Source organism: Cytobacillus sp. ABV4_503, assembly GCF_056158445.1.
This window is the reverse complement of the sequence record NZ_JBSWTH010000001.1, coordinates 1963008-1978338: the sequence shown is the minus strand read 5'-3', so window position 1 is coordinate 1978338 and position 15331 is coordinate 1963008. Positions and strand designations below refer to the sequence as shown.

At 40.8% G+C, this 15331-nt stretch carries 14 protein-coding genes; 7 read left to right on the top strand and 7 right to left on the bottom strand.

The features are described 5' to 3' along the window. Positions 1–14: 14 nt before the first annotated feature. Together ACXAD1_RS09905 and acnA are read right to left on the bottom strand one after the other, a co-directional pair. Complete coding sequence (locus tag ACXAD1_RS09905) at positions 15–431, bottom strand: hypothetical protein (RefSeq protein ID WP_370222474.1); 417 nt, start codon at positions 429–431, stop codon at positions 15–17. A 101-nt stretch (positions 432–532) separates the two neighbouring features. After that, entirely contained in the window at positions 533–3241 is a 2709-nt protein-coding gene (gene acnA / locus ACXAD1_RS09900) for an aconitate hydratase AcnA (protein WP_474909935.1), read from the bottom strand. Between the two features lie 353 nt (positions 3242–3594). Here acnA and sspO point away from each other — a divergent pair, with 353 nt between their 5' ends. Beyond that, on the top strand, positions 3595–3744 hold the full coding sequence (gene sspO, locus ACXAD1_RS09895; protein ID WP_206837421.1) for a small acid-soluble spore protein O: 150 nt from the start codon (positions 3595–3597) through the stop codon (positions 3742–3744). Between the two features lie 158 nt (positions 3745–3902). On the opposite strand, the gene ACXAD1_RS09890 is transcribed toward sspO, so the two are convergent. Next, positions 3903–4160: a hypothetical protein gene (locus ACXAD1_RS09890; protein ID WP_009334724.1), complete on the bottom strand. Its 258-nt coding sequence runs from the start codon at positions 4158–4160 to the stop codon at positions 3903–3905. 263 nt (positions 4161–4423) lie between these two features. Between ACXAD1_RS09890 and ACXAD1_RS09885 the strand changes: the two genes are divergently transcribed. Beyond that, positions 4424–4570 (top strand): small acid-soluble spore protein P, encoded by a 147-nt coding sequence (locus ACXAD1_RS09885; RefSeq protein ID WP_009334725.1) that lies wholly within the window; start codon positions 4424–4426, stop codon positions 4568–4570. A gap of 45 nt (positions 4571–4615) precedes the next feature. Here the strand turns inward: ACXAD1_RS09885 and selA are convergent, their stop codons facing one another. Then, on the bottom strand, positions 4616–6019 hold the full coding sequence (gene selA / locus ACXAD1_RS09880; protein WP_370222470.1) for an L-seryl-tRNA(Sec) selenium transferase: 1404 nt from the start codon (positions 6017–6019) through the stop codon (positions 4616–4618). A 93-nt stretch (positions 6020–6112) separates the two neighbouring features. On the opposite strand from selA, the gene ACXAD1_RS09875 reads away from it, so the two are divergent. Beyond that, on the top strand, positions 6113–6514 hold the full coding sequence (locus tag ACXAD1_RS09875; RefSeq protein WP_206837415.1) for an Hsp20/alpha crystallin family protein: 402 nt from the start codon (positions 6113–6115) through the stop codon (positions 6512–6514). Positions 6515–6757: 243 nt separating this feature from the next. Here ACXAD1_RS09875 and ACXAD1_RS09870 read toward each other — a convergent pair whose 3' ends face one another. Continuing rightward, the gene (locus tag ACXAD1_RS09870; protein ID WP_474909934.1) at positions 6758–6991 is read right to left on the bottom strand and encodes an Rdx family protein; all 234 of its coding nucleotides are present in this window, start codon (positions 6989–6991) and stop codon (positions 6758–6760) included. A gap of 126 nt (positions 6992–7117) precedes the next feature. Between ACXAD1_RS09870 and ACXAD1_RS09865 the strand changes: the two genes are divergently transcribed. Beyond that, entirely contained in the window at positions 7118–7861 is a 744-nt protein-coding gene (locus ACXAD1_RS09865) for an arylamine N-acetyltransferase family protein (protein WP_206837412.1), read from the top strand. Between the two features lie 34 nt (positions 7862–7895). On the opposite strand, the gene ACXAD1_RS09860 is transcribed toward ACXAD1_RS09865, so the two are convergent. After that, positions 7896–8840 carry an L-threonine 3-dehydrogenase gene (locus tag ACXAD1_RS09860; RefSeq protein WP_206837410.1) on the bottom strand — a complete coding sequence of 315 codons (945 nt, stop codon included), beginning with the start codon at positions 8838–8840 and terminating at the stop codon, positions 7896–7898. Between the two features lie 54 nt (positions 8841–8894). Continuing rightward, complete coding sequence (locus tag ACXAD1_RS09855) at positions 8895–10085, bottom strand: glycine C-acetyltransferase (RefSeq protein WP_474909933.1); 1191 nt, start codon at positions 10083–10085, stop codon at positions 8895–8897. 349 nt (positions 10086–10434) lie between these two features. On the opposite strand from ACXAD1_RS09855, the gene arcA reads away from it, so the two are divergent. The 3 genes from arcA to ACXAD1_RS09840 all read left to right on the top strand — a co-directional run bounded on the left by arcA (position 10435) and on the right by ACXAD1_RS09840 (position 15187). Beyond that, a complete protein-coding gene (arcA, locus tag ACXAD1_RS09850; RefSeq protein WP_474909932.1) occupies positions 10435–11673 on the top strand; it encodes an arginine deiminase in 1239 nt (412 codons plus the stop codon). Positions 11674–11960: 287 nt separating this feature from the next. Continuing rightward, on the top strand, positions 11961–13418 hold the full coding sequence (gene katA / locus ACXAD1_RS09845; RefSeq protein ID WP_474909931.1) for a catalase KatA: 1458 nt from the start codon (positions 11961–11963) through the stop codon (positions 13416–13418). A gap of 215 nt (positions 13419–13633) precedes the next feature. Beyond that, a complete protein-coding gene (locus ACXAD1_RS09840; protein WP_474909930.1) occupies positions 13634–15187 on the top strand; it encodes an ABC-F family ATP-binding cassette domain-containing protein in 1554 nt (517 codons plus the stop codon). Positions 15188–15331: the final 144 nt, after the last annotated feature.

The window sequence follows — 15331 nt, the reverse complement described above, 5'->3', positions numbered from 1 at the left end:
GATTGTATTTTAACCTAGAAAAGCAAAATTAATAAGGTTCTAAACAGCCAATAAGACAGCATAAATGTGACAGATCCGTAAACAATTCCATAAATCCAATTTTTGAGCGGATATTTGTATTTCATCATTTCCTTTACTAAATAGAAAAGAGCCAAAAAAGCCCCTAACATGGTTCCTTTACTTCCTCCTGAGAAATATAAAATCCCCATAGGGTTGCTTAGAATGGTTTTTGTCTGAAAGAGAATTGAACTAAATTTATAAGTAAAAAAGCCAATTAGAACTGCATTTATTATGACATTCAGAAAGATTTTTTTATATTCCCCGTTATCTCTTAATGCATTTGCAATAGTAAAATAAGCAACGATAGCTGAGAGCAGGACTAATGCCCATTCATACTTCACTAATAAAGGCCCAATTAAAAATGCACCCAAAGTCAGCCCCCCAAAGTTAATATATAGTTAACATACCTGAACCCGTATATTTTGTAAAATAAAAAACCGCTATGTGAACGAGCACATAGCGGCAGTCATAATTAGTTAGCCAGTTTATCACGAAGAACCATTTGCAGGATTCCGCCGTGACGGTAGTAATCAATTTCAACTTCAGAGTCAAAACGAACAAGAGCTTCAAAAGAAGTCTGATTGCCGTTTTCATCTGTAGCTGTAACCTTAACAAAATCACGTGGTCTAACATTTTCATCGATTTGAACATCGATTGTTTCTTTTCCTGACAAACCAAGAGTTTCTGCACTTTCGCCTGCCTTGAACTGAAGCGGAAGTACACCCATTAGAACAAGGTTAGAACGGTGGATACGCTCATAGCTTTCAGCAATAACTGTTTTAATTCCAAGCAGGTTCGTACCTTTTGCAGCCCAGTCACGGGAAGATCCCATTCCATAGTCTTTGCCGGCAAGAACTACTAAGCCAGTTCCATCTTCCTTGTATTTCATGCAAGCATCATAGATGGAAGTTACTTCGCCTGTTGGCCAGTATGTTGTGAAGCCGCCTTCTGTACCAGGTGCGATCTGGTTGCGGATACGAATGTTTGCAAATGTACCGCGCATCATAACTTCATGGTTACCGCGGCGGGATCCATAAGAGTTAAAGTCGCGTGGTTCAACACCGTTCTCGCGAAGGTATTTTCCTGCTGGTGTATCTTTGCCGATCGCACCTGCCGGAGAAATATGGTCAGTTGTGACAGAATCACCGAACTTGCCGACAACACGCAATCCTGATAAAGGTTTAACTTCATCAGCATTAGGAGTTAAGCCTTCAAAGAACGGAGGATTCTGGATATATGTTGAATTATCATCAAATGAATATAACGGCTCATTGCTTGTCTGGATTTGGTTCCAGCGGGCATTGTCATCAAATACATGCTCATATTCTTTACGGAACAATTCAGGTGTAACAGTCTGTTTAACCACTTCATTAACTTCAGCAGTAGATGGCCAAATGTCGTTAAAGAAGACATCGTTGCCATTCTTGTCTTTTCCGATTGGCTCGTTTTGAAGATCGATATCGACTGTTCCAGCTAGTGCATAAGCAACTACTAATGGCGGAGAAGCCAGGTAGTTAGCTTTTACAAGCGGATGGATACGCCCTTCGAAGTTACGGTTACCGGAAAGAACAGATGTTACAAGAAGGTCGCTTTCAGCTACAGCCTTTTCGATTTCTTCTCTTAATGGGCCGGAGTTACCGATACATGTTGTACAGCCATAACCTACAAGGTTGAATCCAAGCTGTTCCATGTATGGAAGAAGACCTGAATCACGCAGGTATCCAGTAACAACCTTAGATCCCGGAGCCAAGGAAGTTTTTACGAACTTAGGAACTTCCATTCCAAGTTCAACTGCCTTTTTCGCCACTAAACCTGCACCAACTAAAACATAAGGGTTTGAAGTATTTGTACAGCTAGTGATTGCCGCAATGGCAACTGCACCCGTTTTCATCTTGGTTGAATCGCCATTTGCAAACTCAACAGTGATTTCTTTGTCGATTTCTTTCTTATCCAAGCCAAAGCCCTGGTTGCCTTGAGGAGCTGTGATAGCGTCATTGAATTCCTTTTTCATAGCTGAAAGCGGAATTAAGTCCTGTGGACGCTTAGGACCTGAAAGGTTCGCTTCGATTTCGGCAAGATTGATTTCAACTACATTCGTATATACTGGCTCTAGAGCCGGATCAAAGAACATTCCATTTTCTTTGCAGTATTTTTCCACAATTTTGATTTGCTCTTCTGGACGTCCAGTCAGGCGCATGTAATCCAGGGCTTCCGCATCAACAGGGAAGAATCCGCAAGTAGCTCCGTATTCTGGTGCCATGTTAGCAATTGTAGCTCGGTCAGCCAATGGAAGCTGTGTAACACCAGGGCCGAAGAATTCTACAAACTTGCCAACCACTCCCTGGCTGCGCAGTACCTGGGTTACCTTTAAAGCAAGGTCAGTGGCAGTTGTTCCGTTAGGAAGCTCGCCAGTAAGCTTAACCCCTACAACTTCAGGCACAGGGAAATATGAAGGCTGTCCAAGCATACCAGCTTCAGCTTCAATACCTCCTACACCCCATCCAAGAACGCCGATACCGTTGATCATGGTTGTATGGGAGTCAGTACCTACAAGGGTATCAGGGAAAGTTTCAAAATCGCCTTCTGTTGTTTCCAGTGCATGAACAACATTCGCAAGGAACTCAAGGTTCACCTGGTGAACAATACCCGTTGCAGGAGGAACTGCACGATAGTTGTCAAATGCTTTTTGTGCCCAGCTCAAGAACTGGTAACGCTCAGCGTTGCGTTCGAATTCAAGCTCCATGTTGGCTTCAAGAGAATCAGGCGTACCATACTTATCTACCTGTACAGAGTGGTCGATAACCAGATCAACCGGCTTCTCAGGATTGATTTTGTCAGGGTCCCCACCCATGTCAGCCATTGCCTTACGCAATGAAGCCAGGTCAACTACTGCCGGAACTCCAGTGAAGTCCTGCAGAATTACACGTGATGGTTTGAAAGGAACATCTACTTCTTTTACTTCAGAAGTTCCCCATTTTGCCAGGTTTTCAACATGCTCTTTTGTAATTACACGGCCGTCATATTGACGAAGTACTGATTCCAATAATACCTTAATAGAATAAGGCAATTTGGAAACATTACCCACTCCAGCTTCTTCCAGAGCGCCTAAATGATAGTAGTGATAGCGCTTCCCGTCCAGATCAAAGGATTTGCGGGAATTGAACACATCATTCTTTGCCAAATGTATTACCCCCTCTTTCAATAAACATCATATACCAAGTGTTAGGTAATTGTCGAAAAGTTTGAATTTTCATCCATCCTTACTTTTCTCACAATTCCTATATTAATACAACCTGTTATATAAGTAAATAACAAGAAAGTTATTGTTTTTGATAAGTTTTTCTTATCATAATTTCTTATTTACTTCTTCTAGCCTTTTAAATGCCGTAATTGATAGCGTTTTTCAATTAGAAGATAAAACCGGTTCTTGCTTGGTTATTATACTGATAAAACGAAAAAGAGGAATGTCTCTTTTAAAAAACAACATAAAATGACATCATCCACGGAAAAATAGTCCTACGGAGGTGATTCGCTATGGCTAAAAGAAAGGCTAATCATATTATTGAGGGTATGAATGCTGCAAAAGGGCAGGGCATGGGCACCGGCTACAATGAGGAATTTGCCAATGAACCCCTAACAGAAGCGCAAAAGCAAAATAATAAAAAAAGGAAAAAGAATCAGTAAATAAGTAAAGCGGAAGCGCCTTGCCTGCCCCAGGACACTTCGAGGAGGCAGGCTGCTTTTGCCGTAAAGATATCGAAATGCACAATCCTTTATCTGCTTATTAAATTACCCGGCTGGGCTTCAGCCGGGTTTGGTTGATTTTATTCATTCATAACTTTCTAGTATTGGTTCACATCATCAACCATGGATCGCAAGTCCTGCTGAAATCTCTCCAATTGTGCCCGTTGATGATCCGATGCAACCTCTAAGGCATTTTCAATTTGAGCGTACGCTTCATTTACCTCCTGCTTAAGATGTTTAAGCTGATGGCCGTAACTGGCAGAATCTTTTACAATTTCAGCATATAGCTCCTGTGCATCTTCCATTCCCTGCTGTGCTGCCTGAAATGCCTGCTGTTTATCTTTATGATATGGCATGCTTAGTTCACTCCTAACAAAATTTGTACCATTAAATTGCGCAATTGACCCATAAAATATTCCGCCAAATCACTCAGGCGGAAATCTTGAAATTCAACCACAATTTGCAAGGCAATTTTTCATGTAAAAGAGCCAAACTAACACATGAGATGAAGGTGAATATCTCCTTCTATCTTATTGCCCATCAGCCAGTAAGACGGCAGCACAGTACAATAGCTGCCTGGAGCGGAAGTCAGCATCCTATATTATGAGGAGGGCATCAAATGAACAAAAACAATGGCAAAGACATGCGAAAAAATGCACCCAAAGGACATAATAACGATGGACAGCCTGAACCATTAAGCGGCTCGAAAAAAGTGAAAAACCGTAACCATACCAGACAAAAACATAATTCCCACCATGATATGTAAAATTTAATCAAAAGCAGCTGCCTAAAGATCAGGCAGCTGCAAGAATTAAATGGCAGTTAATGCTTTTATAATGATGTCTTCCTCATTTGCAGTTACTGCCCGGAGATCAATCAGTATTTCTTCCTTATATATCCTGACTATTACAGAAGGAGTACAATTTATTCTTAACTTGCGGCCAATATGCTCCGCTGAGTAGCGCCTGTGCTTTAAAACGGCAATCCAGGACGGCAGTTCAACATCAGGCATTGTGCCTCCCCCAACTTGCCCTGTACTTTCTCTCATAGAGCATTCATAATCCTTCGCAGCTGCTTGTAATCTGTGAAGAAATTGTGCTGTTCTCGCTTCGAGTTCATCACTGGTCGTCAATACATCATGGACCACCGGAATATTTTTCAGACCCTCTTCCCCTTTTAAGTAATCCATAAGCGTGCCTTCAAGCGCAGCAATTGTCATTTTATCAACCCGAAGAACCCGGGCAAGCTGGTGTTTTTTCAGCTTTTCGATTAAGTCCTTTCTACCGGCAATAATGCCTGCCTGCGGACCGCCCAAAAGCTTGTCCCCGCTAAAAGAAACGATATCTGCTCCCATTTTTACCACATCGCTGACAGCTGGCTCATTGCCGATTCCCTTGCTTTTAAAATCAAATAGTGCACCGCTGCCCAAGTCTTCATAGAATATGATACTTTTTTCTTTTGACAGGCGGGCAAGTTCGTCAGTTCCAACTTCTTTGGTGAAGCCAATAATTTTAAAATTGCTCGTATGCACCTTCATAATCATCGCTGTATCTGCGTTGATGACTTTTTCATAATCTTCCAAGTGGGTTTTATTCGTTGTTCCTACCTCAACCAGCTTTGCACCGCTTTCTTCCATTATGCTTGATACCCTGAAGGAACCCCCGATTTCAACAAGCTGGCCGCGGGAAACTATTACTTCTTTTTCTTCAGCAAGCGCTTTTAGAATGATATAAACGGCAGCAGCGTTATTGTTAACTGCCATAGCAGCTTCTGCACCTGTCAGCTCTTTGACCAGGCTTTCCAGGTGACTGTGCCTGGATCCCCGTGCTCCTTCATTCAAGTTATACTCCAAATTGGAATAGTTCCTGGCAATTTCAAGCATATGTTCGGCTGCTGATTTGCTTAAACGCGCTCGGCCAAGATTAGTGTGAAGAATAGTGCCAGTGGCATTGATAACCCTTTTAAGTGTATAACCATACCGAACAGTGATTACCTCTTCTGCTTTTTTAAATATAGCGGCCGTAAATTCTTCTGTACCAGGCTCCTCACCGGCCCAATTCCCATCAAGAATGTTATTCCTGATCTCAGCAATGACCTCTTTAAAAACGTTAGTTGTATGTATAAAGTCAAGTTCATACTGTTTCATTAAATGAGTAAATCGCCGGTCTTGTTGCAGTTCATGAACCGGCAAAATATTTCTGACTGTACTTTTCATAAAGATCCCTCCAGCACTTGCCTGATTATTATATCATTTTTCACTATTTTACATTAAATGAATACTATAGATTGAAACAAGGGGGTTTTGAAATTGAACAAAAAGGAAGATTTCCATCCGTTTAATTTGGATGAATTGGAAAAATGGATGGAGGATTATTACTTGGACCCGCTTTCATCGTATTTGGATCAAATTACTTTTCGCATCGACTTATATGATACGGAAGCGGAAATTATCGTTGAGGCGCTTTTAACAGGTTGCGTTTCAAAAGATGTAACCGTTTCCTTAAAAGAAAACACCGTGATCATTAAAGCGGTTAAAATAGATGAAACTGGTCCAATTCGCTGCGGCCAGCCATGTATGCGTAAGGTAAAGCTGCCTTTTTCAGTTATTAATAAAAGGGTAAGCGCAGATTTTTCAAATGAGATATTAGAGATTTTTATAAATAAAAATGAAGCTGGTCCAGGATGCGATAGAGATATCAGCATCGATTGATAAACTGAGATAGAGGTAGCCTTTTTGCCCTTTGTTTACATAAAGTGAAACCTCAATCAGCGGGGTTTTATCCCCCACTGATTGTTTGTTGAACCAATCGGGCCTTTACGGGCAGTTTGACCCCTAATAATCCTCCATTGATTCTTCTGAGTCTTGAAGCGGGAGTCTTACTGCCCGTTAGACTGCGATAATATTATTATGGATCAGTAAAAAACCTCCTCCCTGAGGAGAAGGTTTGGCAGTTTATAACTGCATCTTTTCAATTATTTCTTTGGTTTTAGGAAAAATGCCAGTCTCGAGCTTGGAATATAGCTTTTTTCCATTAACTATCACTTCAAAAGCTCCACCTTTACTTGGAACCAGTTCCATTTTTGAAATCTCAGAGCGAAAATGTGTAAAAAGTTCTTCCGCGAAACTCGCGGCTTTTGGTGCGTAGTTTCACATCATGCAAAATTCAACAGTTACTTCATATGCCATATTAAAACCCCCGTGTGTAATTTGCTAAAATGTAAATATAATGACATTTTAGTATAATTATTTCATTACTGCAAATTGATTTGCTTTTCCTTCTTAATGGTTAAAAAAAGATTATGGAGTGATTTAATGGATGCACAAAAATATTTAAAACGCATTGCAGTATCGGCTGAACGTAATCTGGATCTTGATTATCTGAAAGAACTTCAGAGCAGCCATATGCACAAAATTCCTTTTGAGAACTTGGACGTAACAAGAAAAATTCCTATTCAGCTGGACAGAGATGCGTTTTATGAAAAAATTCTTGAAAGAACCAGGGGAGGCTTTTGCTATGAATTAAACGGCCTTTTTCAATACCTGCTGTCAGAACTGGGATTTCAATCCCACTTGATTTCCTGCACCGTCAAAAAGCCGGATGGATGGGTTAGAGAAGATTCCCATGCAGCCATACTGGTTTATTTGAATCAAATTCCATATTTGGCGGATGTAGGATTCGGCGATTCTGTCAGGCAGCCTTTACCTTTAACGGGTGAGGAAAAAACAGATGTAAGCGGAACTTACAGGATAAGAGAGTCCGTTGAAGGTAAATATGACCTTCAAAGACTTGAGGATGGTGAATGGAGGATTCTTTACCGTTTTTCTGATAAGCCAAAGCAGCTGAGTGACTTTCATGATGCATGTTTTTTCAATCAGACTTCTCCTGAATCCCATTTTACACATGGCGACCTGGCCACTATTGCGACAAAGAATGGCCGTGTTACACTCTCAGGATTGACTGTCACTAAGTCTGGAGAAGGCACAAAAGAAAAATATGAACTAACCGAGGAGGAAAAAAAGGAATTTCTCCGCGAGCAATTCAATATAAAATTGTAAAAAGGGACTGCCATACGGCGTCCCTTTTGCTTTTTCATAACTTTGTTCTTAGTTTATCAAGCATATCAGCAGTCATCTTGGCTAGATCGAAATCTGCTTTGAAGCCCCACTCTTCTTTTGCTGCGCTTGCATCAATCGAATTTGGCCAGCTGTCGGCAATCGCCTGACGCACTGGATCCACTTCATAGGAAATTTCAAACCCCGGAATATGCTTTCTGATCTCTGCCGCAATCTGTTCAGGTTCAAAACTCATTGCAGTTACATTGAAGGAATTGCGGTGAATGAGTTTATCTGCATCGGCTTCCATTAAATCAACGATGGCATTTAATGCATCCGGCATATACATCATGTCCATATATGTGCCCTGGTCGATATAAGAAGTATAGCGGCCATTTTTAATCGCTTCGTAGTAGATCTCAACAGCGTAATCAGTCGTTCCGCCTCCTGGAGGAGTAACATAAGAAATTAAACCAGGGAATCGCAAGCCTCTGGTATCAACACCAAATTTGTAATAGTAGTAATCAGACAGTAATTCGCCCGCTACCTTGTTCACGCCATACATAGTAGTTGGGCGGTGAATTGTATCCTGAGGTGTGTTGTCTTTTGGCGTAGAAGGGCCAAATGCGCCAATGGAGCTTGGCGTAAAGAATTGTGCGTTGCACTCTCTAGCCGTTTCAAGTGCATTCATAAGCCCCCCCATATTTAAATTCCATGCAAATACTGGGTTGGCTTCAGCTGTTGCTGATAACAGGGCTGCCATATGGATGACTGTATCCACATTATATTTTTTAGCCGTATCCAGCATTGATTTTGCATCAGTAACATCAACCATTTCAAACGGTCCTGATTGGGCAGCTTCAGACTCATTTTTTCTGATGTCTGTTGCAATAACATTGTCTGTTCCATAGATTTCTCTTAATTTCAAGGTTAGTTCAGAGCCGATCTGGCCTAAAGCTCCAGTAATCATAATTCGTTTCATCTTATTCCTCCAACATTTCCTCTTTGCCTTCTAGATTTTGCTTTATAGTCAAACTTAAATAATTCCCATTTCTTTGCCGATTTTTTCATAAATGGCAATAGCCTGATCCAGCATTTCTTTCGTATGTGCCGCAGAAGGCATATTTCTGACACGTCCCGTTCCCCTTGGGACAGTCGGGAAGACGATTGATTTCGCATAAACGCCTTCTTCATTGAGTTTTTTGCTGAATTCCTGTGTCTTTACTTCATCTCCAACAATACAAGGAGTGATTGGTGTTTCACTGTCCCCGATATCAAATCCTAATTTTTCCAGACCATCCTTAAGATAGTTGGCATTTTCCCATAACTTTTCATTCAGCTCTGTGCTTTCCATCAGCAGCTCAATGGCTTTCGTGCTTGCTGCTACATCAGCAGGTGTTAAAGAAGTTGAGAATAGGAATGGTCTGCTGCGGACTTTCAGCCAATCAATCAGGTCCTTTTTGCCGGCCACATATCCGCCGACAACACCTATTGCCTTAGAAAGTGTTCCGATCTGGAAGTCGATTTTATCGGAAAGGCCAAAGTGTTTAACAGTCCCTGCTCCTTTTCCAAGCACTCCTGAACCGTGTGCATCATCAACATAAGTGATCAGATCGAATTCTTCCGCGATCTCCACAATCTCAGGAAGCTTTGCGATATCCCCATCCATTGAGAAAACACCGTCAGTAATGACCATGATTTTGTTGTACTGTCCAGATTCTTTTGCTTCCTTCGCTTTCGCCCTTAAATCTTCCATATCAGAATGATTTACGCGAATAATCTTAGCTTTCGATAGACGGCATCCATCGATAATGGATGCATGGTTTAATTCATCAGACAGAATAGCATCGTTTTTATCCATTACAGCTGAAATAGCTGCCATGTTACAATTAAAACCAGACTGGTATGCGATGGCTGCTTCTGTATGTTTGAACTCAGCAAGCTTTTCTTCAAGTTTTGTGTGAAGTTCAAGCGTTCCATTTATAGTACGGACAGCACCTGCTCCAACCCCATATTTCTCAATTGCTTCGATGGCTGATTTTTTAAGTCTTTCATCAGTGGCCAAACCTAAATAGTTATTGGATGAAAGATTAATCAGTTCTCTTCCATTGATTTTGATTATAGGGCCATTTGGGCTTTCAAGAGGGTCGATTACGTTGTAAAGTCCTCTATCCTTTAAATCCTCCAGGTTTTCCTGTAAAAAAGCATCTAAAATTTTGCTGGTCATCTCAGTATCCCCCAGTTCATTTTTATTGAATGTCGCCAACTCATACACAACTGTATTTTCAGCACGGACATTATTTCATGAAACAAATAAAGCTATGTAAAGGTTTTTTCAATTTATACTTTAACACATTTTTTCATTTTGTACACTTATGAAGGACAGATTTTCTTTCAGTTTCATTATGATTGCCTGTTATATAGTTTGCCCTTTTAGTTTGAAAAAATTTACCCTTCCCATTTTAGCCCCATTGAATAAATATGCACACAAATGAGCTGTTTACTCTATGAAAACAAAGGGAACCAATCAAACATAGAAAAATAGGTCAGGCATTTTGCCTTTGGAGGTATTTATAATGAAACATCCATTAAATGTAACTTCTGAAATTGGAGAATTAAAGACGGTCCTTCTGCACAGGCCTGGCAAGGAAATTGAAAATCTTACACCTCAATATTTGAAAAGACTTTTATTCGATGACATTCCCTTTTTGCCTGCCATTCAAAAAGAACATGATTATTTCGCCAATATACTAAGCAATCGGGGAATTGAGGTCTTATATCTTGATAAATTGATGACAGAAGCCATTCAGCAGGACGAGACGAGAATTTCCTTTATTGAAAAGGTCTTATGGGAAAGTCAATCGAATATAAATGGTTCCTACGAAACAGTAAAAGACTATCTCTTATCTCTTCCGCCAGATGAGCTGGTAAGGAAAGTGATGTCAGGTGTCGTAAAATCGGATATTGATCAGGATAAGAAAATTCATCTTCATGAACTGATGCCGGATCATTATCCTTTTTATCTGGACCCGATGCCAAACCTCTATTTTACCCGGGATCCTGCTGCGGTTATAGGTGAAGGGATTACCATTAATCGAATGCATGAACCTGCAAGGAGACGGGAATCCATTTTTATGGACTACATAGTGAATCATCATCCCCGTTTCAATAAACATGAAATCCCTGCTTACTTTAAACGTGATGATCTCTATTCACTGGAAGGCGGGGATGAACTGATATTGAGCGATGAAGCGGTAGCCATTGGTGTCAGCGCAAGAACTTCTGCACAAGGGATAGAAAAACTTGCAATGGAACTATTCGCCCGCCAGAAATCCATAAAAAAAGTTGTCGCAGTTGAAATTCCCAAAATCCGGGCATTCATGCACCTGGATACTGTATTTACTATGATTGACCACGATAAGTTCACCTACCATCCAGCTATTGAAGATAGAGATGGCAGTATGAAGATTTACATACTGGAACAGGAGGAGAATTCCGACTTTCTTAAAATTACAGAGAAAAACTCTTTGAAGGAAACTCTAAAAGAAGTTCTTCATCTTGATGAATTAGTGTTAATCCCTTGTGGAGGAGGCTGCCCGATTGCATCGGCACGTGAACAATGGAATGATGGATCCAATACACTCGCAATTGCTCCAGGTGTAGTTGTAACTTATGACCGGAATTATGTCTCAAACGACATCCTCCGTCAAAATGGGGTTGAGGTCATTGAAATTCTCAGCTCAGAACTCTCAAGAGGACGGGGTGGCCCAAGATGCATGAGCATGCCGATTATAAGAGAAAATATTAGCCAATAAATCGGGCGGTTCCCTATACCGCCCGATTTTTTTATGTACTCCAATAAATTTATATGATCATCCTCCTCTCCTCCTTCTGAAAAAACCAGTTCTTTTAAGAAAAAACGCAAATATAAATATATTAATGCCATTTAAAACAAGCATTCTCCTCACCTTTTTATAGGATTTTCTTCTTAATAATTGGTTTTTATTTATAATAATTATAAAAAAGTATTGATTTTACTTTGAGAAGTGTTATCATTACAAATATAAGCAAGTTATTAAAACTTTTATGAGGTGATTATCGAATGACAAAAAAGAATAATCTCACGACAAGCTGGGGCGCCCCTGTTGGCGATAACCAAAATTCAATGACTGCAGGCTCAAGAGGGCCAACATTGATTCAGGATGTTCACTTACTGGAGAAGCTCGCCCATTTTAATAGAGAACGTGTGCCTGAGCGTGTTGTTCATGCAAAAGGTGCGGGTGCACATGGCTATTTTGAAGTTACAAATGACCTCACTAAATATACAAAAGCCGCATTTCTGTCTGAAGTAGGCAAAAGAACGCCTTTATTCGTACGCTTTTCAACTGTAGCAGGCGAACTTGGTTCTGCTGATACTGTACGCGATCCGCGCGGCTTTGCCGTTAAGTTTTATACAGAAGAAGGAAACTACGACCTTGTAGGAAATAATACGCCTGTATTCTTTATCCGGGATGCAATTAAATTCCCTGATTTCATTCATACACAAAAGCGTGATCCAAAGACACATCTGAAAAATCCGACAGCCGTTTGGGACTTCTGGTCCTTATCCCCTGAGTCTCTGCACCAGGTAACCATCTTAATGTCAGACCGCGGCATACCTGCAACCCTTCGACATATGCACGGTTTCGGCAGCCATACATTTAAGTGGGTAAATGAACAAGGAGAAGGTGTCTGGGTTAAGTATCACTTTAAAACTGAACAGGGCGTTAAAAACCTTAGCGTGGACGCTGCAGCGAAAATGGCTGGAGATAACCCTGATTACCATACAGAGGATTTATTTAATGCAATTGAGAATGGCGATTTCCCATCGTGGAAACTATGCGTGCAAATCATGCCGCTAGAAGATGCAAATACTTACCGCTTCGATCCATTCGATGTAACAAAGGTATGGTCACAGAAAGATTATCCTTTAATCGAAGTAGGACGCATGGTACTGAATAAAAATCCTGAAAACTACTTTGCTGAAGTTGAGCAGGCTACCTTCTCTCCTGGAACGCTCGTGCCAGGTATTGATGTTTCACCTGACAAGATGCTCCAGGGCCGTCTGTTCGCCTATCATGATGCACACCGCTACCGCGTAGGTGCAAACCATCAGATGCTGCCAATCAACCGCCCTAAGAACGAAGTGCAAAACTATCAGCGTGACGGTCAGATGCGCTTTGACAACAATGGCGGAGGTTCTGTTTATTACGAGCCGAACAGCTTTGGAGGACCTACTGAGGCACCGGAGCACAAGCAGGCTGCATACCCTGTTTCCGGTTTAGCCGAAAGCGTTGCGTATGATCATAATGACCACTACACACAAGCCGGTGATCTATACCGCTTAATGAGTGAAGAGGAACGCTCCCGTCTTGTGGCAAACATTGTTGCTGCCATGAAGCCTGTAGAAAAAGAAGAAATTAAGCATCGCCAGATTCAGCATTTCTTTAAAGCGGATCCTGATTACGGTACACGTATTGCTAAAGGTCTTGGCCTGGCAGTTCCGCAGGGAGCTAAGTGAACCATTAGAAACAGAGAAAGGTGCCAATAACCTAATTGGCACCTTTTTTCCCGGTAAAGTGTTAGTATGACCCCCTATTTGATAATCCCCCCAACATTACTTTCAATTTATCCCTATAATCGAATTACATTTTTCACAGGAAATAACTTTAGATAGAAAAAACAGTCTAAATCTAGTAAGATATCCACATGGAATATTAGAGAAGGGGTAAAAAAATGAGCGTATTAAATGTAAAAAATTTAAGTCACGGTTTCGGTGATCGTGCGATTTTCAATGATGTGTCTTTTCGACTTTTAAAAGGTGAACACGTTGGACTAGTTGGGGCAAATGGTGAGGGTAAGTCTACTTTCATGAATATTGTTACCGGGAAGCTGCAACCCGACGAGGGGAAAGTTGAGTGGTCACGGAAAGTTCGTGTTGGTTACTTAGATCAGCATGCTGTACTTAAAAAAGGCACTACGATGCGTGATGCTTTGAGTACTGCTTTTCAATATCTTTTTGATGCGGAATCAGAGATTAATGAACTTTATGCAAAAATGGGTGATGAAGGCGCTGATATCGATGCATTACTTGCAGAAGTTGGCGAGCTGCAAGAAACTTTAGATAGTAATGATTTCTATCAAATTAATTCAAAAGTTGAGGAAGTTGCTCGTGGCCTGGGATTAGACGATGTTGGACTTGATCGTGATATAGATGATCTTAGCGGTGGGCAGCGTACGAAAGTTTTACTAGCTAAGCTTTTGCTGGAAAAGCCTGAAATCCTTTTACTGGACGAGCCTACAAACTATTTGGATGAACAGCATATCGAATGGCTGAAGCGCTATTTACAGGAATATGAGAATGCATTTATCTTGATTTCACATGATATTCCATTCTTGAACAATGTTGTTAACTTGATCTATCACATGGAAAACCAAGAGTTGAATCGCTATGTTGGTGACTATGATAACTTCTTAAAAATATATGAAGTGAAAAAGCAGCAGCTCGAGTCTGCATACAAGCGTCAACAACAAGAGATTGCTGATTTAAAGGATTTCGTTGCTCGCAACAAGGCAAGTGTTGCGACTCGTAATATGGCGATGTCTCGTCAAAAGAAGCTCGACAAAATGGAAATTATTGAATTGGGGAGAGAGAAGCCGAAACCAGAGTTTATTTTCAAAGAAGCTCGTGCAGCCAGTCGTTGGATTTTCACGACTGAAGATCTTGTTATTGGTTACAATGAACCACTTTCCCGCCCGCTGAATTTGAAAATGGAACGCGGACAAAAAATTGCATTCGTGGGTGCTAACGGTATTGGTAAGTCTACTCTTTTAAAAAGTATTCTTGGATTGATTAGTCCCATTTCGGGTAAAGTGGAACGCGGTGAGTATCAATACATCGGTTACTTCGAGCAGGAAGTTAAACAGTCCAACTACAACACTTGTATTGAAGAGATTTGGAGCGAGTTCCCAAGTATGAATCAGGCTGAAGTTCGTGCTGCTCTTGCAAAATGCGGATTAACGACGAAACATATTGAAAGTAAAATCGAAGTCCTTTCTGGTGGCGAAAAAGCCAAAGTTCGATTGTGTAAAATTTTAAACACAGAAACGAATTTATTAATTCTGGACGAACCTACCAATCACTTGGATGTGGATGCAAAAGAAGAATTAAAGCGTGCTTTAAAGGCATATCGCGGAAGTATCTTGATGGTATCCCACGAACCTGATTTCTATCGTGAAATTGCGACCGATATTTGGAATTGTGAGGATTGGACTACGAAAGTTTTTTAATTTCAATAAACAAGTTTAAACGGTATCAGGTCAATAAAGTAAACACAATCACACTCCCCTGCCAAGCAGGGGATTTTTCATTTCAGGCCCCTTTATCAGGTTCAAACATTGTTCACAAAAGATACTTAATTGCCTTCAGGAGCT

Excerpts from the sequence above, each read along its gene's own strand:
- sspO (WP_206837421.1), top strand. The coding sequence starts at position 3,595 with ATGGCTAAAAGAAAGGCTAATCATATTATTGAGGGTATGAATGCTGCA.
- ACXAD1_RS09890 (WP_009334724.1), bottom strand. The coding sequence starts at position 4,160 with ATGCCATATCATAAAGATAAACAGCAGGCATTTCAGGCAGCACAGCAG.
- ACXAD1_RS09885 (WP_009334725.1), top strand. The coding sequence starts at position 4,424 with ATGAACAAAAACAATGGCAAAGACATGCGAAAAAATGCACCCAAAGGA.
- selA (WP_370222470.1), bottom strand. The coding sequence starts at position 6,019 with ATGAAAAGTACAGTCAGAAATATTTTGCCGGTTCATGAACTGCAACAA.
- ACXAD1_RS09865 (WP_206837412.1), top strand. The coding sequence starts at position 7,118 with ATGGATGCACAAAAATATTTAAAACGCATTGCAGTATCGGCTGAACGT.
- ACXAD1_RS09860 (WP_206837410.1), bottom strand. The coding sequence starts at position 8,840 with ATGAAACGAATTATGATTACTGGAGCTTTAGGCCAGATCGGCTCTGAA.
- ACXAD1_RS09855 (WP_474909933.1), bottom strand. The coding sequence starts at position 10,085 with ATGACCAGCAAAATTTTAGATGCTTTTTTACAGGAAAACCTGGAGGAT.
- arcA (WP_474909932.1), top strand. The coding sequence starts at position 10,435 with ATGAAACATCCATTAAATGTAACTTCTGAAATTGGAGAATTAAAGACG.
- katA (WP_474909931.1), top strand. The coding sequence starts at position 11,961 with ATGACAAAAAAGAATAATCTCACGACAAGCTGGGGCGCCCCTGTTGGC.
- ACXAD1_RS09840 (WP_474909930.1), top strand. The coding sequence starts at position 13,634 with ATGAGCGTATTAAATGTAAAAAATTTAAGTCACGGTTTCGGTGATCGT.